Source organism: Paenibacillus lacisediminis (assembly GCF_046567315.2).
The window spans coordinates 76,114-99,732 of the sequence record NZ_JBKIAX020000012.1; the positions used below are offsets into that span (position 1 = coordinate 76,114).

16 protein-coding genes are annotated in these 23,619 nt (G+C 51.9%); 2 read left to right on the plus strand and 14 right to left on the minus strand.

What is annotated here, in order from left to right:
- The 6 genes from ACLD72_RS21665 to ACLD72_RS21690 form a co-directional block, all read right to left on the minus strand.
- Window positions 1-1,011 (minus strand): M14 family metallopeptidase, encoded by a 1,011-nt coding sequence (locus ACLD72_RS21665; RefSeq protein ID WP_411001984.1) that lies wholly within the window; start codon window positions 1,009-1,011, stop codon window positions 1-3.
- Between the two features lie 107 nt (window positions 1,012-1,118).
- Window positions 1,119-1,448, minus strand: a complete 330-nt coding sequence (locus ACLD72_RS21670; protein WP_411001986.1) for a 2Fe-2S iron-sulfur cluster-binding protein — start codon at window positions 1,446-1,448, stop codon at window positions 1,119-1,121.
- Between the two features lie 39 nt (window positions 1,449-1,487).
- On the minus strand, window positions 1,488-3,182 hold the full coding sequence (locus ACLD72_RS21675; RefSeq protein ID WP_411001987.1) for an FAD-dependent oxidoreductase: 1,695 nt from the start codon (window positions 3,180-3,182) through the stop codon (window positions 1,488-1,490).
- Window positions 3,183-3,194: 12 nt separating this feature from the next.
- A complete protein-coding gene (locus tag ACLD72_RS21680) occupies window positions 3,195-4,706 on the minus strand; it encodes a tripartite tricarboxylate transporter permease (RefSeq protein WP_411001989.1) in 1,512 nt (503 codons plus the stop codon).
- 33 nt (window positions 4,707-4,739) lie between these two features.
- Entirely contained in the window at window positions 4,740-5,213 is a 474-nt protein-coding gene (locus ACLD72_RS21685) for a tripartite tricarboxylate transporter TctB family protein (RefSeq protein WP_411001990.1), read from the minus strand.
- Window positions 5,213-6,241 (minus strand): tripartite tricarboxylate transporter substrate binding protein, encoded by a 1,029-nt coding sequence (locus tag ACLD72_RS21690; protein WP_411001991.1) that lies wholly within the window; start codon window positions 6,239-6,241, stop codon window positions 5,213-5,215. Before ACLD72_RS21690 ends, ACLD72_RS21685 begins: the two co-directional genes overlap by 1 nt.
- Window positions 6,242-7,919: 1,678 nt before the next feature.
- On the opposite strand from ACLD72_RS21690, the gene ACLD72_RS21695 reads away from it, so the two are divergent.
- The gene (locus tag ACLD72_RS21695) at window positions 7,920-9,923 is read left to right on the plus strand and encodes a GTP-binding protein (RefSeq protein ID WP_411001995.1); all 2,004 of its coding nucleotides are present in this window, start codon (window positions 7,920-7,922) and stop codon (window positions 9,921-9,923) included.
- A 365-nt stretch (window positions 9,924-10,288) separates the two neighbouring features.
- On the opposite strand, the gene ACLD72_RS21700 is transcribed toward ACLD72_RS21695, so the two are convergent.
- The 4 genes from ACLD72_RS21700 to ACLD72_RS21715 are packed head-to-tail and all read right to left on the minus strand — an operon-like array spanning window position 10,289 to window position 13,783.
- Window positions 10,289-11,158, minus strand: coding sequence for an ABC transporter permease subunit (locus ACLD72_RS21700; protein WP_411001996.1), 870 nt, complete (start codon window positions 11,156-11,158; stop codon window positions 10,289-10,291).
- Window positions 11,155-12,138, minus strand: coding sequence for an ABC transporter ATP-binding protein (locus tag ACLD72_RS21705; RefSeq protein WP_411001998.1), 984 nt, complete (start codon window positions 12,136-12,138; stop codon window positions 11,155-11,157). Before ACLD72_RS21705 ends, ACLD72_RS21700 begins: the two co-directional genes overlap by 4 nt.
- Complete coding sequence (locus ACLD72_RS21710; protein WP_411001999.1) at window positions 12,135-13,241, minus strand: hypothetical protein; 1,107 nt, start codon at window positions 13,239-13,241, stop codon at window positions 12,135-12,137. The genes ACLD72_RS21705 and ACLD72_RS21710 overlap by 4 nt, the downstream gene beginning before the upstream one ends.
- 23 nt (window positions 13,242-13,264) lie before the next feature.
- Complete coding sequence (locus ACLD72_RS21715; protein ID WP_411002000.1) at window positions 13,265-13,783, minus strand: sigma-70 family RNA polymerase sigma factor; 519 nt, start codon at window positions 13,781-13,783, stop codon at window positions 13,265-13,267.
- A 641-nt stretch (window positions 13,784-14,424) separates the two neighbouring features.
- Between ACLD72_RS21715 and ACLD72_RS21720 the strand changes: the two genes are divergently transcribed.
- Window positions 14,425-14,736, plus strand: a complete 312-nt coding sequence (locus ACLD72_RS21720; RefSeq protein WP_036623643.1) for a YbjQ family protein — start codon at window positions 14,425-14,427, stop codon at window positions 14,734-14,736.
- Window positions 14,737-15,208: 472 nt separating this feature from the next.
- Here ACLD72_RS21720 and ACLD72_RS21725 read toward each other — a convergent pair whose 3' ends face one another.
- The 4 genes from ACLD72_RS21725 to ACLD72_RS21740 form a co-directional block, all read right to left on the minus strand.
- Window positions 15,209-15,796: a hydrolase gene (locus ACLD72_RS21725; protein ID WP_411002002.1), complete on the minus strand. Its 588-nt coding sequence runs from the start codon at window positions 15,794-15,796 to the stop codon at window positions 15,209-15,211.
- Window positions 15,797-15,824: 28 nt separating this feature from the next.
- Entirely contained in the window at window positions 15,825-17,036 is a 1,212-nt protein-coding gene (locus ACLD72_RS21730; protein ID WP_411002003.1) for a multidrug efflux MFS transporter, read from the minus strand.
- A gap of 107 nt (window positions 17,037-17,143) precedes the next feature.
- Window positions 17,144-17,974 (minus strand): AraC family transcriptional regulator, encoded by an 831-nt coding sequence (locus ACLD72_RS21735; protein ID WP_411002004.1) that lies wholly within the window; start codon window positions 17,972-17,974, stop codon window positions 17,144-17,146.
- A gap of 82 nt (window positions 17,975-18,056) precedes the next feature.
- Complete coding sequence (locus ACLD72_RS21740; protein ID WP_411002005.1) at window positions 18,057-23,021, minus strand: discoidin domain-containing protein; 4,965 nt, start codon at window positions 23,019-23,021, stop codon at window positions 18,057-18,059.
- Window positions 23,022-23,619: the final 598 nt, after the last annotated feature.

Sequence of the window (23,619 nt, forward strand, 5' to 3'; positions counted from 1 at the left end):
CTACGCCTCCTCTCTCCATTCAACACCAACAAATGCTACCCGGTCACCGGCATCCACAGGCGGATTCTTACGACTGGCTATAATGTAGGTATCTTCCTCGGCCAACACCTCTTGAACCACCGAGAACATATCGATGATGGAGCAAATTCGTTCTCCCTTTCGTACAATGCTGCCGCTTGGAGCTTGATGAACGACCAGACCGCCTTTATCTGTGTACAAGAACTTGCGTTTCGTTAACGTCTTGGTTTGCGTATGAACCGGAGGCTGCGGAGCTTCCGCCCACATGCCCAGTTCGTGCAGCACGGCCCAAATGCCTCGAAGGCCGTAGCTCACCATATCCTTCTGAATATGACCTCCGGATCCCAGCTCCGTCATAAAAGCCGGTATGCCATGCATCAGACACTGAACATCCAGGAAGCCCGCGACATTGCCCGGAAGCTCATTCAAGCTTCCGTTCAGATCTACACAGCAATGCACGGAGCCGCCAAATACCCGCGCCATGCGCTCGCCCTGCTCGCTGGCTCCTGCGTTGTCATTGGGGACTTTTTTAAATACGGTATACGGCAAGGCATCATAGGGGGTTCCCAAAGAATGGAAGTCTATTAAATGAGTACCATAGGCCTTGATCTTCTCAAATAAATAGTAAGCCAAGCGTTGCGATAGAGTACCCTTGGGGTTGCCGGGGAACTGCATGTCCATATCCAGCTCATCCTGAGGGGTATTTTTTCGTCTGGCCTGCCATGCGTACGGGTTAGAGACCGGGGTTGCAATTACAGCTCCCTTCAGCTTCGCCGGGTCTAACTGCGGTATAAACTCCCGAATGGCCATCGGACCATTAAGCTCGTCACCATGTATTGCGCCATTCAGCCACAGCACAGGGCCATCCTCAGCGCCATTTACGATCATGACCGGCATTTCAATCGTTGCCCAGTTGGACAGTTCTCCTACCTTGATATAGCCGCTGACCGACTGACCGGGCTCGGCTATTAAATGATCCCATTGTATGTTCATTGTGCATCCTCCGTTAAATAGCCTGTTTCTCTTGCCGAAAATAGGCAGAGATTAATTTCACTTCTATTCATCATCGTTCCTTCCTTTCTTTGCCCAAGGTCAATCCGCTACTTGCCAACCCAAGGATAATAATCCTTATCCACCTTCAATGCCGGCTTAATGACTTGCACCTGCCGATCAGATGGTAAAAGCGACCTGCAGCTTAACAGCTTCTTATCGTCCACCTGAATCAGGCATGCCCCGCAAAAGCCACGCTTACAGCTATGCTCATAAAAAGCAAAGCTTGGATCTAATTCATCGGCAATGAAACGCAAAGCGTCCATATGGGTCATGCCTTCCTCATACGGAACCTCATAGCAGACGGTGTAGGGTTCAGAGCGTGCACTTTCTCTTCTTTCCACGTATAACCGCTTGGTTTCTGTTTTAGCATCAGACAATGCATTCCCCCCCCTGGCAAAGGCATTTATAAATTACGTCTAACGTGAAATGAGTGTATGCGGCCACCTATGGGGGCTATATCTCATAGCTACACTAACTTGATATTCAGACTGCTTCTCGGGAAAATCAGCTCGATTGTGAGCGCCTCGGCTCTCGCGACGCTCAAGCGCGCTATAGATTACAGCTTTGGCAACCATCAGCATATGCCTCAGTCCGATCGCTTTCATCCGATCCTTGTTATAGGGCATGCTCTTATACGTAACAGCAAATTGGCTGCATAACGCATCCTCAATATGCTCACACTCCAGTAATGCCTGGCGGAGCTTCGGCTCCGAACGATTTACGCCTACGTTACGCTGCATCGTGCTTTTTAATTGCTTCGTCCATTGCACAACGCCGCCACTGCCGGTTAAAGCTTGGCGCGAATCAAACACAAAACCCCAATGTGCTTGAAAATAGTCGGTCGTGGAGCTGTTTAAATTTCCTTGGAATCCAGGCACCTCCGGTATTCGGCTCAGTGCATACCCTGCCGCTTCATGTCCGGCAATGGCGCCAAACACCTGATTTTCCGACAGCGCATTTCCGGCAAGCCGATTGGCTCCATGCAAGCCGCCGGTACATTCTCCTGCGGCAAATACACCTTTGACGGAGGTTGCCGTATGAGGATCTATGCGAATGCCGCCCATAAAATAATGAGCCCCGGGCGCAACCTCATACCTTTTGGAGGCACCATCCACCCCTAAATCCGTTAAAAGCTGCTGCTGTAATTGAGGCAGGTCCTCATCGTCCACCGTAGAAGCATCAACAATAAGACCGCCATTCTCCGTCCCGTAGCCCGCCCCAATCTCCGCAGCCATCACTTTGGACATCATATCTCGGGTTGCCCGCTTTATATCCCCTGCCCGGTTTCTTTCCCATACATCCTGTCCATGAGTATTCTTGATGGTGGCTCCTCGGGGAATGACGATACCCGAATTAAACATCAGGCCCCGCGTTCCCCTTGGGGCAACGAGCACGGTAGGATAAAATTGCACGAACTCCATATCCACAAGCTCAATTCCGGCCTGCAGCGCCAAGCTATAGCCATCGCCCGTGGCTTCTACAGGATTCGTATTCAGCTCGTAAAGCTGCGACCCTCCGCCAGTTGCGATAACGACCGCCTTAGAAGAGTAATATCGCAGCTCGTCAGTGGGATAATGATAAGCAAACAAGCCTTTATATTGGCCCTGTTCAACATGCAGTTGAAGCACCTGGGTAAAAGCATGAATTTCTACCTGCTGTTTTTGCAGCCGCCGCATCAGCATTTTGGTCAAATCACGGCCCACTACGTTTCCTACATGAAACGCTCTGGCATGAGTATGTCCTGCCACCCACCCCAAGTGATAATCGCTGCCATCCTCAGTGCGATCAAATTTGACGCCAAGGGCCTCCGCGTAGGCTATGGCCTCATAGGCTCGCTCCGTTAATACACGAACAAGCGACGGGTCACTGATTCCCTCGCTTGAACGAATAATATCTTCTGCAAATTGTTCCGGTGTGTCTCCGATAGACGAGATAGGAGGGACCGCGCAGAAGGAGTAATGCGCAGACAGAGTCCCGCCAGAGCGCTGCGGCTCGCCTTTGGTTAAGACAAGCACCTTGGCCCCTTTCTCAACAGAAGAAAGCGCTGCTCTCAGGCCGGCACCTCCACTGCCCACTACGATGACATCATATGCTGTCTCTACCCTGTTCATATCGCAAGCCCTCTATTCCTTAGCAGTTGTCTGCTTGTTTTTTTGAGTGAGCGTGCTAACCAGCTTCATGATCAGCGGCCAAATCGTGACCAGAATCCCCACAACCAGTAACGTCCCGGAAATAGGACGAGTCAAGAACATGGTCAGATCGCCTTTGAAAATCAAGGTGGATTGATTAAAGGAATTTTCCAGAGTCGGGCCAAGCATCACACCTAGAACCAGTGGGGACGGCTCCATCTTCGCTTTGCGAAGCAAATATCCCAGTGCTCCGAAAATAACCATAATGACAACGTCCGCCATACTGCTTCTTACAGAGAACGCACCTACAATACAAAAGATCAACACGATCGGCATGAGTACCGCAGAACGCAAATGAGCGATTTTCGCAAAGAGGCCAACCATAGGCAGATTCAGAATCAGCAGCATGATATTGCCAATATACATACTGGCAATTAACGCCCAAAATATCGTGGGATGCTCTTGAATCATCATAGGACCGGGAGTAATGCCTTGAATCATAAAGGCACTAAGCAAAATCGCAGGAAGCGGTGAGAAGGGAACCCCCAGGGAAAGCAAGGGAACTAAAGCTCCAGTGCTTGCACCATTATTGGCAGATTCAGGTCCTGCAACCCCTTCAATCGCACCTTCTCCAAATTTCTCCGGATTTTTGGAAATTCTCTTCTCCAAACCATAGGAAGCATAGGTGCTAAGAATGCTTGCAGGCCCAGGAATCAAGCCCATAATGAATCCCAACAAGCCTCCCCGAACCATTGGTCCTGTACTGCGCTTAAACTCATCTTTGGTAGGCATTAATTTTTTTAACGACAAATCCGCCTTGACTGGCTTGGTATCATTGTTCTCCCAAGCCGAAAGGACCTCACTTAAACCGTACAGCCCCATAATAATCGGAATAAAATCCAGTCCATCAAACAAGGAAGGCAAGCCAAACGTTAATCGCAAGCCGCCGCTAACCGGATCAATACCAATGACCGAAATTACAACGCCGCAGGCAATAAGCAAATAACTGCGAATTAATGATTTATCCGTCAAGCGAGACAATACCAGCAACCCGACAAGCACAATGGAAAAATATTCCGGGGGCCCGAATTTCAAGGCCATTTGTGCCAGCGGTGGAGCCAGAAAGGTTAATAGAATAACTCCAATCGTGCCGGCAACAAATGAGCCGATCGCCGCAATGGACAAGGCAGCACCGGCTCGTCCCTTCTGCGTCATTTTGTACCCATCAAGGGTCGTCACCACCGAAGCGGCTTCGCCCGGAACGTTTACCAAGATCGAGGTGGTTGACCCCCCATACATACCGCCGAAATAAATGCCTGCAATTAAAATTAAAGCCGCTAAAGGCTCCATGGAAAAAGTAATCGGCAGAAGCATGGAAATAGCGCCAACCGGCCCTAAGCCAGGCAATACGCCTACCAGAGTCCCTAACGCGACACCCAGTAAGCAAATGAGAAGATGCTTGAATGTAACGGCCGCCAATATACCCTCTATGATTTGTTCTGACATTTTGCTGCTCCTTCCAACACAGTTGCTATAACGTTATGAGAACCATACTCCCGATGGCAAAGATAGCATGAGCCAAAGATCAAACACTAGCCATATGACCAAGGTGGTTGCTGCAGTCAGCACTCCCAAACGCCAGCCTTTTAGCCCAAGCGCATAGCCTGCCGCGAATATAGCCAATAGAGAAGCGATGATGAAGCCAGCAAAATGATTGATTATGATAAAACCCACAAGTATGGCTAAAAACACACCAAATCCCTTCATGCTAGTTATATTATCTTCCGTCTCTACTTGATTGACTTGTCCACGACGATAGGCCACAAATAACGAAACAAGCATGATTATACTTAAAATAATCATTAAATTGCCAAATAGCGTCGGGAAAAATCCCGACCCTATTCGTTTTAAAGTGCCAAATGGCAAGCCGGCTGTTTCCATTCGCGTGATGATCCCTGCCCCCAGCATCAATAAGGCTGTAAGGATGCGGGAAATAAAAACGGAGCGGCTCATTATTTAGTTTTCCCTAGCTTTTTATAGATTTCTCCGGTGACTTCGTACCATTTTTGAACTTCGGCACGAGCATCGTCCGCATTCTTATATCCAAGCTGATAGCCCGCTTGCTCCATGAGCTGCTTGAATTTATCGGATTCGTATACTTTCTTGGTCAACTCATCGATCTTCGCAACGATTGCAGGATCTACGTTATTCGGAATAATAATGAAGTGACCTGCGCCGCCGCTTACTCCCTCTACGCCCGCTTCGGCAGCCGTTGGCACATCAGGAACAAGGTCCACGCGGTTTTCACTCAGAACAGCTAGAGCACGGAGCTCTCCGGCTTTCACTTGGGAGGCTACCTCAGGCACGTTCATAATACCTGCGTCCACATGTCCACCCAGAACGGCTGGAAGCAATTCGCCGCTGCCTTGGAACGGAACGTGCTGCAGCTTCGTTTCTGTACGATCCTCCAACAAGTAAGCCAGCATGGCAACAACCGTGGCTTCACCCGCGTTGCCGATCGTCAGCTCGCCAGGATTTTCTTTCGCATAGTTGATCAGGTCTTCAAGCGTTTGAAAAGGAGAATTCTTAGGCACGACGATGATCGCGGCCATATCCCCAACTTTGTTGACGATCGTATAGTCGTCCATGGTATACTCGGCCGGTGTAATATGCAGCGCTGAAGAGAGATGTCCGGTTGCGGCCCATAGCCACGTATATCCATCCGGCTTCGCACGAACAAGCTCGTAGTTGCCGACGGTTCCGGAACCGCCATTGACGTTCTTGACCGTGATGGTCGTATCAATAATATCCGATGCGGCTTCAACAAAGCTGCGTGTTAAAATATCCGATACTCCGCCTGCACTAAACGGAACGATAATTTCAATATTTTTTTCAGGGTAGCTATCTGCTGCGCTGGTTTCAGCAGAAGTATCTCCCCCAGTATTTGTAGATGAACTGCTCTTGCTGCCATTATTTCCGCATGCGGCAAGCAATGAAATAATCGTGATCACTAAGACGAGACTGTACCATTTTTTAGCCATTTCCTTCTGTCCCCTTCACTTGTTGAAAAATTTTTGTCTATCTAGGAAGTTTTAAATGCATTTATCCTAGCGATTTAGTATGATTTGAATATAAAAACTTTGTTGAAATTTGTCAACATAAATTTTCCTGTGGGGGTTTCATTCACCTCCACCCTGCTTACCCAGTGGTCCGCAGCAATTCAGGATTGAAATGAAAATTCATAAAATAGTACCTAACATAAGAAAAACGCCTGACGGCGTCCTTTAATGCTTCTGACTTCTACATTGGAGCGATTGGAGGGACGAGTATGGGGTTTCACCCGCTGTTAAAGTCAACTTTCCACCCATATCCATTCTTATCTTCGGTTCTACTCCGAGAACCCTTCCCCTTCTTTCATGAACCGAAGCACCGAGGACTTCGGCTCTTTCAAATCTGTGGACGCTTCTCTAACGGACACCAGCGACCTTATCCGCCCATTTCCCCAGTATTTCCCAGCCTAAAGGACCCACATGACTCTATTTGCCTCAAAACCAGTTCATCCGGGCCGATTTGAGGTAAATAAGGTCATCTATGTCCTTCCCATTTTGCAAACCTCCGTTTTTCCGCAGATAACGGCTCTGGTGTCCCTTAGCCTCCAGACTCCTCTTCTCTCCCCTTTCTACCTGCGCATCGTCCTCTACCCCGCCGGAAATTTTATAAATATGTTAAAAAGAACGCCCTCAAGGCGCTCTCTTGAACATTCCTAATTCCATATAATGGGGGGGATTGCAGATATAACCCGCCCCGGCAAACGGCCAACGGAACGAGTTATTTTGTCTTCTAATATCACTTCCGGGCTCCAATGCCCCTTGCTGGCTTTCAAATCTTGAGCAACCTGCCTGTAGGTATAGTTCAACAGATGCGGCTGTCTGGTCAAATAATGGATAACACGGTTTAGATAAGCAACGGCTTCCTCTACGCGGTTCCAATCGATTACCGCCAAATACAACTTGATTACAGTATGCTTCATGGTTTCATTTGGCCCAAGGCAGTCAATAATCCCCAAATATAACGGAGCAAGGGAAGACTGTTCACAAATCAATGAACGATCTGGAGCCGGCTAATGATTGAGCTAGAAATGAAAATGCAGCCAACGTATCTACAGCAATTACAAGCGAGGTGACGTTGACATCCCAACAACCATATAAAATTAAACTGGCAGGCTTAAACCAAACAAGCATCGGCTATCTCTTGAACCGGATCCATAGGAAAGAGCCTTATCCTGAGGAGCCGGCAGACATCTCCCCTTGCTTTTGCCGGAAGCGTGTGCTACAGTGAAACCATATCATTGAAAAAGGGTGACTGTGAAGCCGATGAGCCGATAATCCTATCCAACACTAAGAAACTGCATGAAACAGTTTTTTCGGATAGGATTGGCCTGGGCTTTTTTATAGGTATGTGGCAAGGAGCGGAGCATTCCCCCAATGAAAGGGGATTTCTCTTTTCTTTGCGCACGCTCGCCGCCCCCTGTCCGATTCCGGACAGGGGGCTTTTTTGCGTTGTGCAGCAACGGGCGAACGGCGACGCTAATCCGTCTTTTTCAATGAAAACAATCCTATGGAGGTTGATGATCTATGCGGCAAAACAGCATGCAAACGAAAGAGGCGTTCACGATGAGCCATGTAACAATACGAACGAAAACAAGGAGACTGATTCACGATGAACACGATCAATATCGGGATTCTGGCGCATGTCGACGCCGGAAAGACAACCCTGACGGAGCATATTTTACATGAGGCGAACATCGTCGGCCAGCCGGGTAGCGTCGACAAAGGGAACACGCTGACAGACTCTATGGATCTGGAGCGCAAACGAGGCATCACGATCAAGGCGTCGGCCGTTTCTTTTATGCTGGGAGACCTGAAGGTCAATGTGCTGGATACGCCGGGGCACGCGGACTTTATTTCCGAGGTGGAGCGCTCTTTGCGCGTGCTGGACGGAGCGATTCTCGTCGTATCGGCGGTGGAAGGCGTTCAAGCGCAGACGAAGGTGCTGATGAGATGCTTGATGAGACTGCGCATTCCGACGATGATTTTCGTTAATAAAATCGACCGGAGCGGCGCCGATTCCGGAAAAGTCATCCGCACCCTCCGGCAAAAATTGACCGACCACGTCATTCCGCTGTATCAGGGGGTGCATGAGGGCTCGGACAGCGCGGCGATCGACGACTGCGACTGGAAGGGCGAACGGGATGGCGGCGATTTTGTGGAATCGTGCATCGAGACGCTGGCGCTGCGGGATGAACGGCTGCTGGAGCAATACGTAAATGGGCGGACGCTGACGAAAGAAGCGCTGCTCGGCGAAATCGCCGCGCATGCCCGCCGTGGCGATGTGTATCCGCTGCTGGTCGGTGCCGCCGCCAAAGGAATTGGCGTGAAGGAACTGCTGCGCGGCATCGAGCGGTTTCTGCCGAGCAACAACGGAGCGGAGAGCGGCGCGGAAGCCGGGCTTTCCGGCGTCGTGTTCAAGATCGAACGGGAAGCCGCAGGAGAGAAGAAGGCGTACGTCCGCTTGTTTTCCGGCACGATCCGGTTGCGGGAGGAAGTGCGGATATGGAGCGGCGGCGACGCGGAGCGGGGCGAGCCCGGTAAAGCCAAGATCAAAAAGCTGAGCGCGCTGGTGAACGGCAAGCAGGCGGCCGCCGAGCGGATCGAAGCGGGCGATATCGGCGTCATACATGGGCTGTATGAATTGAGAATCGGCGACGTGCTCGGCGAATGGAACGACCGGATTCGCACGGTTGCCTTAGAAGAACCGAACCTGGAAGCGGTCATTCAGCCGCGACATAGCGGCGATGCGCACCGTCTGTATCAAGCGTTGACCCGGATGGCCGATGAAGATCCGCTCATTCGGATTTCCCGGAACGCACGGCGGCAGGAGATTTCCATCCGGCTGTTCGGCGAAGTGCAGAAGGAAGTCATTCAAGCCGTTTTGCTGGAGAAGTACGGTATTGCGGCTGAATTTTCGGAAACGAACGCTATCTGTATTGAGAAGCCGACAGGTTCGGGCGCGTCGCGCGCGGTTATTTTTGAAGAAGGCAATTTGTTCTATGCTACGGTCGGTTTCCGCGTGGAGCCGGGGACGGAAAACAGCGGGGTTGTCTACGGGCTTGGCGTGGAGCTTGGCTCTTTGCCGCTGCCTTTTCACAATGCGATTAAGGAAAGTGTGCTCGAAACGTTGCAACAAGGGTTGTACGGATGGCAAGTGACGGATATAAAAGTAACGTTGACCGACAGCGGGTATGCCAGCCCCGTCAGTACGGCGGCGGATTTCCGCAAGCTGACGCCGCTTGTGCTGATGGAAGCGCTGAGCCGGGCCGGAACCGATGTGTATGAGCCGATGAACGGCTTCGAGTTCAGCCTGCCGGTCAACGCGCTGGGGACCGCGCTGTTCCAGTTATCGAAGGTGCGGGCCGAGCTGCATGAGCCGTTGTTGAACAAAGAAGAGTACCTGCTTACCGGCACGATTCCTGCGCAAGTAACGGAGCCGTTCAAGGTGGAAGTCCGTTCCTACACGGAAGGCGAAGGGATGTTCATCGCCAAGCCGGCAGGCTACCGGAAAGTGGCCGGCGAAGCACCGACACGGCCGCGAAGCGACTACAACCCGCTGAACAGGAAAGAGTATCTGATGCACATCATGGGGGCTACCCGGAAGCAGGTTTGAAGGCGGCGGCATTATGGATCACAGTCATGGCTCCCGGGCCATGATTGTGACATACTGCCGCTCCTGCCACGTTACGTAGTATAAGGAAGAGAGGGTAATCCCACGAAATGCAAAAGCGCAGGCGGTTTTTGTCGAAACTCCTCTAAACCCGTGGTTCAAATGCAAAAGCGCAGTTCATTTCCGGTCAAAAGTTACTTTTTTATTGTATAGCCCTAAATGAGATGTACTTTTGCAGTTGAATCCAGCAAGCCGTCCTTCTTCCCATTGTCTTCCCATTAAAAGCGAACATCTGCCAAAGCTCGTACGGCGTTCAGCACAATTCCCGGAGCTGATTCATAAAGTCGCTGGCCGCACCGAAAGTTGAGTTATAAATCCTTGCGGACAAAACAGCGTAGCCCAAGGCAAAAGAGCAAAACAGTGTAAAGTAACGAGTAGACCAAAAAGGCTGTCGAGGGAATTTCGCCGATACCGAACGGTCCAGTATCGCCCACCGGTATAAGTCCGCTGATATCCTCGAAGCTGAACAGCACCGCCTGCATTTTCCGCTGCAGCGCGTCGGCCGGCATAATCAGCTGCAGAACACCTGCCACATTGTTCAAGGTTTGCAATGGCTGCAGCTCCAGATGGAGCGAACCGGCAATTTTACTGATCATGCCGCCAAGCCAACCTGCCCCATAGAGCATCGTCATCACCACACCGTTCGCAACGGAGGACAAGTAGCCGGAACCGAACATGGACACGGTAACGAGCAAAGGAATAACCGAGGCATAGAGCAGGAATGCCTGAACCAGTACAACCGGGTCACGTGGAATTGCGGCATGGATATCGGTAATCCACAAAATCAGGCTATATAAAATCAAGGCATAAAGTACGCCCAGAGAAACGTAACCGAGCCAGCGTCCCGTATACCATTTCCACCTCGGAAGCGGCCGCGGCAGCATCGCCTGCATCACCCCCTGCTCTGCCTCGCCGGCAATCGCGGAAAACGAACTGAATATAGCCAAAAAAGCGAGCACAAAGCTGGCGAAGAAAAAACCGAGCATCAAAATAAACATCCCGACCGTATATTGCTGGATTAGTCCTTCGTTATTATTTGTGTTTATGGTTCCCCTGTCCCCGATGGCTCCGGCAATAAACCAAAAGCCAAGCAGGAATACGGCTGTTAATAAAAGCGTAAGCAGCAAGACACGTTTACGCAGCAGCTCCTTCCAGGTCATAACCCAAATTATTCTCATTCCTGTTCCCCCCTATGATTGAGCCCGGCAACAGCTTCCATGAACCACTCCTCTAAACGTTCACGGACTTTGGCAACTTCATACAGCGTCATTCCTTGACCGATCAGCAGCGTATTAATCCAACCTGCCTGTTCTTCGCTCTCCATCTCCGCTTCAAGCCACACGGTATCATCCGCACTTCCTGCGCCAGTCATACCGGCTTCGCCTTTTTCATCGGCAGCTATCCGAAAGCTGAAGCCTGTCGTCTCTTGAAGCCAGGACAGCAAAAAAGGCGAAAATCCGCCGACTTTAAAACGCCAGCAGACTCGCTTCTGAAGTACTTCGGCTACCCGTCCATGACGGAGCACCTGCCCGTTATTCAAGAGCGCCATGCGGTCGCATAGCACTTCCACATCCTCCAGCAGATGGGAGTTCAAGAATATCGTTTTCCCCTGCTGCTTTAATTCTTCGAGGATCGCCCGGACATGCATTCTGCCGACAGGATCCATGGCGGACGACGGCTCGTCCAGGAAAACTACCGCCGGATCGTTTACGAGAGCGCAAGCCAGTCCAAGCCGCTGCTGCATGCCTTTGGAATAGTGCTTAACCCGGTCCTTCCCCCGTTTGCCCACACCCACCCTGTGCAGTAGCTCAGGGATTCTCCGGTTCGCCTCCTGCTTGTCCAAGCCGCATAGCCGCGCGTGCAACCGGACGACCTCATCGCCGGTCAGCCATTCCTGATACCGGTACAGCTCAGGCAAATATCCGATCTGCCGATTCGCCTCAATTGTACCAATGGGCGCACCCATGATGCTCGCCTCGCCGGCCGTTGGATGGATCAGTCCGACCAGCATTTTCACGAACGTGCTTTTGCCGGCACCGTTAGGACCGAGGAAGCCAAAGGCTTCCCCTTTTCCTACGGTGATGGTGACATTGCGGCAGCCGCGTCCGTTGCTGTATTCCTTGGTCAACCCGTTAGCGTCGATGGCCGCCTCCGTCATGCCCCAACCAGCTCCTTCAATTTGTTCATGAAATCAGCTTCCGTTGCGTAGGCAGACCCTCCTTGAAAGCAGAACAACTGTCCGTCTTTAATCCAGATAGCCGTACGGTCTGTCAAGCTGCTGTACTCGCGTTCTTCAACAAGCACCTTGGTGCCGCCAATCGTGAGATCATCGGTTTTGGCGTTTTTATCAACGATATACGGCATTGGAATCGATCCTGAAAGGATGCGGGTCTGCTGCAACTGGTCTTTCAGATTGGCAGGCAAAATCGGCAGCTGCAGCACAGCCTCGAGAGCTTCTTCCACATCAACAGTCGGATCCACCGTAATTTCCGGCGCCTGCATCTGTGCCAGGGATGCCCAATGCCCCTGGTCTGTATTCAAATCGTAATTTACGCGTTCATGAAGGGTTAAGGTGATCGCTTTTCCGTCAATCGATTCCGGCAGCAGCTTCGTTGCGCCCACACGCTGCATGGCCTGATTCAACTCTTTGACATTCATCTTCATTGCGATTTCGTTCGAAGGGCTAATGTATACCTTCTCTTCACCGCCTGTAAGATCAGGGGACAGAAGCTGATACCCCAGCCGGGAAGCCGCCTGTTCGCGGGTAAATTCCCCTTGAACGGTTCCTCCCTTGGTTGTAAACTGCCCGAATGTATTGTCCTTGCTGAACGTTTCGCCTGGAGTCAACTGATAAAACAGGCTTTCAAGCGTATCGCTGTCAACCGTTGCAATCTCCTGCACCCGGAACTGGTTCAAAATCGCCGCAAGCGCGTTATTTCCCATAGGGGTGGCAAGAACGGCGCCGAAGATGACGGCTGCCGCTGCGGCCGCTACCCACTTGCGGGCACTGCTTGCCCGGCGGCGGGAGGTTTTTGCCGGAGCCGGAGCTTCAGTTGTCAATTGAGATGCCTCATTGGAAGCTACGGCTGAAACCGCTGGCGCCGTAAGAGAATCGACAAGCTTCAAATCGTTCTGCTCACTCTCCGAGCCCCATGTCTCCCATTTGTCGTTTATCGGCTCCGCTGCCAGTTTCTCTTGCAGTCTTTCCCAAGCTTCGCGTGTTCTTTTATCCTCACCAGAGTTATGCGGATTGCTCATCATATTTTTTCAATCCTTTCCGATTATTAATCCTGCCGGGCTATGGCCTTGGTGGCTGTGGCCTGCAGCTTGCGTGTCGCTCTTTGCAGCAGACTGCCGATCAGCGGCTGCCTGACATTAAGCTCCTGTGCGATCTCCGCGTAGCTGTAACCCGAATAGCGGAGAAGCAGCGCCTGGCGGTCCCGTTCGGGAAGGCTGTCCAGCCAGGCCCGGACTTCTTCCTGATCCATTTGGCGCATAAGCGCCTCTTCTCCGGACTCAGGAGCGGCCTCCCTCTCATACATCATTTCCTGCTTGTTTTGCAGCTTTCTCTCTCTTGCTTTTTTCTCCAGGTAATCGTATCCGATTCTTGTCAGTACCCGGTGCAACCATGCCCCCAAGGCTTCCGGGTTGTCCGGCGGGTTTCTGTACAGCCTGAGGAATACTTCCTGCGCCAAATCGTCGGCTGCGGCTTCATCACGCACCAGGGCGTTCAGTTTTCTGTGTACGGTTGAATAATGCTCATAAAATATGTTGCGGAATGCTGAGGATTCCGGAATACTCATTTCGTATTTGCCTCCTTTCAGCTGCAGCTATTAGAAAGACGAATCCTTTTTATGTTTTGTAGCATGATTTGAAGAATTTTTTCGGACCAGTCATATTTTGATTCTACGGGTGCAGTCCCAAAAGTAGCTAATTTATAGAAAAAGGGCAATCCCTGAGCCATTTTCAATGACTCTTATGAGACTCCCCCTGTTACCAATAAGGTTTTCAATTTTTGCTTACTGAACTTTTTTTACTTTGTTATTCTTCTCTATATAGGTCCAAGTATAATATGCAGCCCAAAATAAGAGAGGAACGACTAATGCTAGGGGCTTAAATTGTTGAGGTAAATAAATTACAAGGAGTATTCCAACTACAAAAAAAGGAGGAAGAAGAATCCAATATTTCTTATTGAACTTTTTTAGCATATTTTGAACTCCTTTTATTTACTATTTGCTCTATTTTACCACCCAAACTATATAGATATCGAGGCTGCCCTGATCCATACAATTAATAGTTCAACTTATATAGATTTGAATAAGCTTAATCTGCATTATACAATGAATAAAGGTTTATGCTAATTATCTGTTAGGGTTTACTTTGAAACCGAATCGATCATGCAGCGTAACAAACTGGCAAAGGTTCTTTAAGGAGGATGAACGGTATGATTATGACCACAACATCAACGATTGAAGGTTATCCTGTAAGACAGTATCTAGGTATCGTAACCGGCGAAGTAATCATGGGCGCCAATGTGTTCAGAGACTTTCTCGCCTCGATTACTGACGTTGTCGGAGGTCGCTCGGGCGCTTACGAAGGCAAGCTGCAGGAAGCGAGAGAGACCGCGCTCGAAGAAATGAGACAGCAGGCTTCGCGTCTTGGAGCAACGGGCATTATTGGGATAGACATCGATTATGAAGTCGTCCGCGAAGGGATGCTTATGGTTTCCGTTAGCGGAACAGCAGTGCTTGTGTAACGAGGGGATTAAAGCAGCCGGACATGTTAAATGGCCGGCTTATTTCACTTTTGAACGATGATTGTCTTACACCAGTAAGACAGACTTTAGCCCCGATTCTTGAGGCCACAACTCATCTCAGCATTGTGAGCGAGATTCGGCACTTAAAGAGACGTGTGCAGCATACAAGCTTAACATAAAGACAAAAAATGTCGCTATTTCGGCCATATCCCCCGTTTTGAGCGAAATAGAGGAATATGATGTCGTTATTTTCTCGAATCACAAGGAAATGCCTGCGTTCCGGACCATTCATAGGAAAATAAGGACAAAAAGTGCCGCTAAAGGGGAAGTACATGCCCGGCTCCAGACAATAAGATCATAAAATGCCGCTATTTTTAAAGCGGGGGGCCCAACTAATCACTGCGAAAAAAATGAAAAGCAAACCGCACCATCAAACCTACGGTCTGCTTTTAGAAGCTGTTTTATGTTCGCGTTATTTCATCCCTCCAACGATCTCTTCACTCGTCCGCACCTTGCCGAGCCGCGGGAAAATGTACTTGCAGACATAATCATGTTCTTCCTGTGTCGATGCTGTCATGGCGTCTTCGGCGAAGATTTGCTGATAGCCGTGCTGGAACGCCTCTCTGGCCGTGGTGTCCACGCCGATCGAAGTGGAGATGCCGCACAGCACGATCGTATCGATGCCCCGGCGGCGCAGCTGCAGATCAAGGTCCGTGCCGTAAAACGCGCCCCACTGCCGTTTGGTCACAAGGTGCGCATTTTTCACGCCGGCCAGTTCGGGCACGAGGCGATCCCAGCCCTCGGGATACTGCACCGGGCTCGGGCTCATATCCGTCTGCGGCTTCAACGCATCTTTCCCGTCCGTGAACGACAGCCTGACCAGTACGACAAAACCGCCTTTTTCCGCAAAGGCATGCGCCAGCTTGCCTGCGTTTTGAATCACCTGCCCGCTCGTAAAAGGGGCGCTTTGGCGCCCGGAGTGGGCAATGCCCTCCTGCAGGTCGATCACCACCAGCGCCGTTTTCTCAACATGAATTTCCGTCACTTTTGCATCCGCCATATCTTATTTCCACACTCCTATCTTTTGCTTATTTCGGAAGACCCGTCATTTCGGGCCGGTTCATGGTCCGGTACACTTTAAAATATACCCAAACCGCATTGATTAATAGCAAGACGCTCGTCGTGATGAATACGTATTCGGCGCCCAGCCAAGCCGCGATCTGTCCGCCCAACACCGAACCGGCGAACACGCCTAGGTATCCGGCCGCCATGCTGAACCCGAACACCCGGCCCGTCAGGGCATCCGGCGTGATTTTCTTGATCAGCGTATTGACCGACGGGCCCAGCCCTGCCGCCGCGATCCCCAGCAAAAACCGCAGCCCCGTCAGCTGCCAGGGGTTCGTGACGAAGGCTTGGGGGATGAACAGGATACCGGCCGCAATCAGCGCTGCCAAGATCACTTTGTGCGCCCCCACCCGGTCGGATAGCTTGCCGAGCCTCGGTGCGGTCAGAATATTGGCCAGACCCGAAGCGGAAAAAGCGATGCCAGCTATCAGCGCAACGTGGCTGGAGCCTTGAGCAATCTGTTCGACGTACACCGTGATGATCGGCTCAACCGAATACAAAGCCACGCTCAGGATGAAAAAAGTGACGAACAAGGTCAGCGTCAGGCTTTTTTCGGGAATCCCGCTCCAAATTTCCTTCATCCCCTGGACTTTATTCTCCGTTCGGACAAAATCCTCTTTGACGAAAAAAAGCGTCAACAAAAAGGCGATCAGCATCAGCATGCCGATGAGAAAAAAGTCGTTTTGCATCCCGAAGTTTTCCCCGATAAATCCGCCTATCGTCGGTCCCAGCAAAGACCCGGCAATATTGGCCGTGGACAGCGTGCCCAAGGCAAACCCCGCATGCTCCTTATCCGTCTGGGTGGCGATCAGCGTCGTACAGGCGGTGCTGTAGCCCGTAATCACCCCCTGCAGCAGGCGAAGTCCGATCAGCACGTACACATTCGGTGCAAATCCCATACAACCGATCACGATCGCCATGCCTAGGCTGGCCCGCAGCAGCATCGGCTTGCGTCCGTATTTGTCGGCGGCCAGCCCCCAGATCGGCGAAAAAATCGCCGACACGATAAACGTAATCCCGAAAGCGAGTCCGGAGAATCGCGCGATCTCCCCGGCGTTGCTAACGCCAAGCTGCTTGATGTACAGTGGCAAAATCGGTGCGAGCTGGCTCAAGCCAATCCCCGTCACGAACATGCCGAACCAGCAAACAAGCAAATTTCTTTTCCAAATCGGCATAAAGTAAAGCCTTCTTTCCACTAGAAACCTGATATTCCATGCACGCACAATGAAAAATCTTGCAGGAATATCTTAACCAAAGAATTCACCTTTTTCCATGCACAATCTTATAAACCATGGACGATTTTGCCGTGATATTCCGATGGGCTGATCCCCTCTGTCCGCTTAAAAATCCGGCTGAAGTAGAATTCATCCGTAAATCCGAGCTCCCGGGCGACTTCCTTCACTTTTTTGTCCCCCTCGGCAAGCAGCTCCTTGGCTTTATCCACTTTGATTTTGTTGAAATATTCGATGACGGAATACCCCGTCATGTTCTTGAACGCCCGCGAAAGGTAATATGTCGACAGATGAACCAGCTCGGCCAATTCCGCCAAAGTCACCCGCTGCCCGATATGCAGATGCATGTATTCGATCACTTTTTCAATTTTCAGGCTGACCGCATGATTTTCATGTTGCTTCTGCCGAAACTGAGAAATTTCGAACAGCAGTTGGAGAAGATACGCTTTGGAAATAAGCTCATACCCCGGCCGCTTCGAATCCCAGCTATCCACCAGCTTTTTGAAGGTATCCGTGATTTGATAGCCGTTTTTGAGCATCTGCGCATCCTGCAGCGGCAGCGGATGGGCTTCGTTCCCAACCGACCAGGCGCCGTCATCGAAGCGAACGTTCGCATAACTGAAATGCACCGTCAAGCAGCTTATCGGTTCACGGGCGTCGACCTCAATCGTATGTAAAACATCGGGACGGATGTAGCACAGCGTGCCTTCCTGCACCGTGTGACTTCTGTTGTCCACGATAAAACGGCCTTTTCCTCCGGTCACCAGAAGCAGTTCGTGATGCTGGAGTGTCCGGGTGATCAGGGTTCGCAGCTTCCGCAGATCGTTCGGGGACCGGCTGTTGCAGTAATGGATATAGGGAAAAACGTTTTTCAGATTCATGGCTCCTCCTTGAATTGCCGCTTCGTAATAAAACTCCCGCCCCATAAGCGGTTCATAGAGGCGGGAGTTTCTTTCATGATATTTAACGGTACAGGTTAAGCTCGGCGATGGACCACCACCACTCCGGCGTATTTTGCGTCAGCTCGATGGTCACAAACCGGGCCGATTGCACCGGGAAGCTTTCCAGAATCAGCGGCGAGTGCGATTCGTTATCCAGAACCAGATCCCAGTTCTCCCCGTCTTTGGATACGAGCAGCCGGAAGCCGCGGGCGTAGTCATTTTTGCTGCCGCCGGAATTCATGCTGATTAGGCTGAAGTTTTGCACACTTCCCAAATCGAGCTGAATCCATTGGCCCGCCGATTGCCCCGCGGAGGAAGTCCAGCGGCTGCTCTTGTCTCCGTCCACCATCGCCATGGCGTCTCCGTACGTTGACGACGTGACGGTCCAGCCCGAACGGTCCAGCGCTTCGGGGACGGCGCCTTCCTCCGGCGCCCATGGCTCGTCGTCCGCCGTAAATACGCTCCATTCCGCAACGGACCACCAATGCGAATCCGTTCCGGTCTGAACCACCTTGATATACCGCGCGGTTTGCAGCGGGAAGGTGGCGGTGACCACCGTCCCCTTGCCTTCGCCGGCAGCGGCTGGAGCGCCCCAGTTTTGTCCGTCGACGGATGTGTACACCTCATAACCGCGGGCGAAATCATCCCGGCTATGAGCGCTGTCCAGTACGATTTGGTCGACCGGCTGCGCCGTTCCCAGATCAAGCAGGACCCATTCGCCGCCCGCCTGTTCACGGCCTGAGGTCCAACGGGTGTCTTTAAGGCCGTCCAGCATGGCCTCCGCGTTTTCGCCGGATGAAGCCGTTACGCTCCAACCGTCCGCAGCAAGCCGCTTCTGCTTGCCGTTGCCGTAATTGTGCACGTACAGCTCCGCTACCGACCACCATTTCGTAGCATCGCCGATTTGCACGATTTTAATGTAACGGGCGGTTTGTACAGGGAACGTGATCGACAGCGTCCCCAGTTCGCCAGCACCGCCCGCAACGGCGCTGCCCCAATTTTCGCCGTCGCCGGAAACATATACCCTGTATTCGCGAGGATAATCGTCCGCCGAATTACCCGGATCGAGCACGATCGTATCAAAGCTGTGCTCCGCGCCCAAATCGACTTTCAGCCATTGGCCGTTCGATTGCTCGCGGCCATTCGTCCAAAGCGTTCCGGAATCTCCGTCCAACATGTTGGCCGTTACGTCTTCGCCAAAGGTGGAGGATGCCGTAACGACCCAACCCGAACGGTCGTCCAGCGCACCCAAATCCGGCTGAGGCTTTTTAGCCGTCTGCGAACCGAAGAGGGCCAGCTTTAACTCGGAGATCGACCACCAGCTGTCCGCCGGCGCCGTCAAGACGATTTTCACGTATCTGGCCTTCTGTTCAGGCAGCGAGACCGCCAGGCTTGGCGAATTTCCTTTGCCGCCGGCTGACGCCTCGTCCCAATTCTCGCCGTCGGCCGATACGAATACTTCGTACCCGTGTGCATAGTCTCCCCAGTTCGTGCCGGAATTCATGAACAGTGTATCAAAAACCTGCTCAGCGCCCAAATCGAGTTGCAGCCAGTCGCCGGCCGCTTGGGCTTGCCCCGAAGACCAGCGGGTCGACAGGTCGCCGTCGATCATACGCTCGGCCGGTTCGGAACTGGAGGATGCCGTAATCACCCAGTCTGTGCGATCCAGATATTGAACGCCCTTCGCGGGGTCCGGACCTTCCACCACCGTGTCCTCCAGCGGATTGACGGCAACGAGCGCTTTGGGGTATACCCTGGCGGAACCCAATGCACCGTCTTCATTGAAGAAATGAACGGTTTTGGCCGCGTCCCCCGGATTCCAAATCTGCGCGGTGTAGACGCCTTCTTTTTCATAGACCGTTACCGCCGGATCGTCTGCCCAAATGTCCATCGTTCTTGTGCCCGTCGTCACCATGCTATGAATAAACCAGTAGGCGTTAAACACTTCGTTTTGCTGCATATTGCTGGTATCCCACTTGGCCAGTGTCCCTTCCGGATCGCTGATCGATTGGAACGGCCAGATGATATGCTCCCAGGTACGCTCCGGCGTGCCGCCGAGGTCCTCGATCAGACCGGCGTACAAATCCGCCGTTTTCTGCGGATCGCGGCCGTAATAAGTCATCCATTCCGCCGGCGGAAGCCAGTGGATGCCGTAAATATGCTCCGGATCGCCGGAGAAATAAGTACCGTACAAATAGGCGCTGCCGTAGACATGCCCGACCGTTGCGTGCTTGTATCCTTCCACCCAATTGTCATGGTCATAGTTGAACCAATACTGCTCGGCGGCTTTTTCCTCGGTCGTAAAGCCCCAGATGCCCGCATCGCGGTAAGCGTCGTTGCCGGTCACCAGGCCCCACATGTATTCGCCGACCCAGCTGAACAGCGCTTCCCCGGCCGCTTCCTGGTTGTTGCCGCTCCGGTTGTCCGCATAGCCGCCGGCCCAGGAGTGGCCCTCATAAGGATCGAAGTTGCGGAACCAGGGGAATAACTCATCCGTTCTCGACGGATTGGCGTAATCGCGGATCAAAAGCTCCACCATATCCCCATAATCCCGCAAAAATTCCCCGTCATACGTGGCAAGAACAGCAGAGGCAAAAATATAATACCCGTACGTAAAATGATGGTCGGTTAATCCGGTATTCACGCCGAATCCGCTGGCATACGGGAACACGGCCCCCCATGTGTCGTCATAATGGAAATAGGTCGAATGCACCTTCTCATCCGGCGAATACGTGTACCAGTCCGTCAAAATCGTCCGCAGCAACGCCAGATAATGATCTTTACGTTCAGTATCGCCCAGCTGATCGCTGATCAAAACCGCCAGAGCGAGCGGGTGCAGCTTTTTCCCCTGCCAATAAGGATCATCGCCCATCGCTCCGTTCGCCACATCCGCGTCCAGTTGATCGAGATAGGCGGTTAATTGCGCGCGGGAGTATGTCGGATCGTTAGGCTCCACAAACTGCGGAATGATGCCGTAAAACCGGTCCTGCGTCGTAAACATATTGCCTTCGCTGACTTTCAGCACACCGCGGATCGAAGGATACGTCAGATCGGTCAGCGACGTCACGGCGATCTTCCATTGATGCGGCAGCAGCGCCATCAACGTTTCCGCGGAAAATCCCGGCCGTTTCAGCTCGGTGATCGCTTCAAAGCGGGTGGTTACGAGCGATTCCGCCTCATTATATTCGTATTCTACCCTCGTATCCGTGACGAAGGCATACGCATGACGATAGTAATCGCCCAGATCGTCTGCAGTAGGCAGCGCCGCCAAAGATAGGTAGTTTTCACCTTGTCCGAGCTTGATTTTGATCGTGCTTCCAAGCTTCATAAACGTCGTTCCCTCAGGAGCAAACACACCGTAGTTGCGCACAAAGGTTTGCGGCACAGGCGCTCTGTCCTTATTGGTCACTTCGATGCCGATATGGTCGGCCGTCAGCACATCCCCGTCATTCAGCAGGATTGGCTGACCATTGTCGTCATATAGCCGGGTGATGACCGGTGATTGGAGAATGACGGCGTCCGGGTTCTCGTAGGTGTTGTACAGGAACGGCGACCCCTTCACAAACGTCGTGGTCATCTTGGCCGTCTCGTCATCGCTCATCACGACGCTCGCGGAAAAATCCCCGTAGCCGGAAATTTTCGTGACCACATCGGCCGGATTGATGTTGGCCAGAGACAGAATCAAATCCGGATCGCCGTCGGCGTCGATCGAGCCGCCGTCCGCCGAAGCATAACCGGCCCCAGGGTTCAAAATGTTCAGCCCCTGCTTGGTATAGCGGTTTTTCAGCGGGAGCGTGATCAGGCTGTTGCCGCCCCCCAGGTTTTCGACCAGGATCGATTGCCACCAGTCGTTGGATGGAATCGGGGCCTTGACGTCCGCGGTGCGGTATTTCGGATTTTTCGGCGCCAGCATCGTCACATCGTTGATTTCGTAGCTGCCCGCTCCGACCTGAACCGAAGAAACCGCCGGAATGTCCGGAATATCGTAGGTTGTTTTCGGATCGCCTTCGCGGTAAGCGTACACGCCGAACTCGTACATCGAGTATCCGTTCGTGGAGCCGCGTCCGAGCCCGGCCATTTTGACGTAACGGGCCTTCGCGTAGACGGGAATCGTCTCCGTTCCGCCCGATCCGATCAGTTGCCGGTACACGGTGGTCCAGTTTTGGGCGTCATCCGACACTTGGATGTCGTAAGCTCTGCCGAAGGCGGCTTCCCATTTGAACGACACGCTGCCGATTTCGCTGGATTGCCCCAGGTCCACATAAATCCATTCGTTGTCGGCGTAGATGGACGACCAGCGAGTATCGCCGTTGCCGTCGGTGGCGTTCTTGGCCAAATAATTCCGTTCTTCCATCTTGGCTTTGTCTTCGGGTGATCTGCTAGGCTCGTCGATCTCCAGCGAAGACGCCGTGACCGATTTGCCCAGCGCCAGGTTGACGGCCTCCGGTTTAGGCGGCAGGTTGACGCCTCCGGTGCCGTACACGCTGAATTCCCAAATCGATATGCCGTAAGCCTTTTGCGCACGGTCCGTGCTGTAGACGCGAACATACCGGCCCTGCTCGGCCAGTTTATCCGCTTCGGTCACCCCGCCTTCGCCTTTGGTCGTGGAATAGACCGGCTTCCAGTGAATTTCGTCATCCGATACCTGAAGCTCAAACGACGTGGCATATGCGTTTTCCCATTTTACGGAAATCTTCGAGATGGATGCACTCTTGCCCAAATCGACGTAAATCCATTGCGGGTCCTTTTGCCATACGCTCTCCCAACGGGTATTTTCGTTGCCGTCGACCGCCATATCCGGCGTATTGCCGCCCAGCGACGACGAACTATAGACCGGTCTGTTTAGAGAAAGCAAATCATCTTGCTCTTGCGCAAAAGCAGCCGGCATGGAAAACATCGGAACGCTGCTAATCAGCAACATGACGGCCAACGCAAAATGAATCCAGATCCTGCGAGCCTTCCGCTTGCTCAGGAAAAATATCTTCATGTCCTCTCTCCTTCAATAATTGGTCTATGGAGCAGATGCTGATGGAACCAATCAGATCTCCGCTACTTGTCCTTTTTTTGCGGCCTCCTCTCGCATCTCCAAAATATTTGGTTGCACCCCATATTATGGAATTTGAATAAATATACAATTGTTTTATCGTCTCACGGTATAACGATATTAATAGAAATATGTAAAAGTTCACAAAATAGGTATAAAGAACTATTGGTTTTCACTGATGATGCGAACGCAAAAAACAGGAGAGTCCCTAACGGTAATGGACTCCCCTGTTTTTTTACATATGACCCTGCAGGTCAGTATCTCTATTCGTTTGGAATCAATTGGCCTTGCAGCCCGCAGACTCGAATCTAAGAAGAAAGAAGAGGCGGGAACCTGGAAAATCCCACGAAATGCAAAAGTGCAGGCGGTTTTCGTCGAAACTCCTCGAAACAGGTGGTTCAGGGGTAAAAGTGCAGTTCATTTCGGGTCAAAAGCTACTTTTTTATCGGGTAGCCCTAAATGAGATGTACTTTTGCATTTCAAGCGCCTCAACGTGTTGATTTACGGAAAATAGAATGCACTTTTGCAGTTGATAACGCCT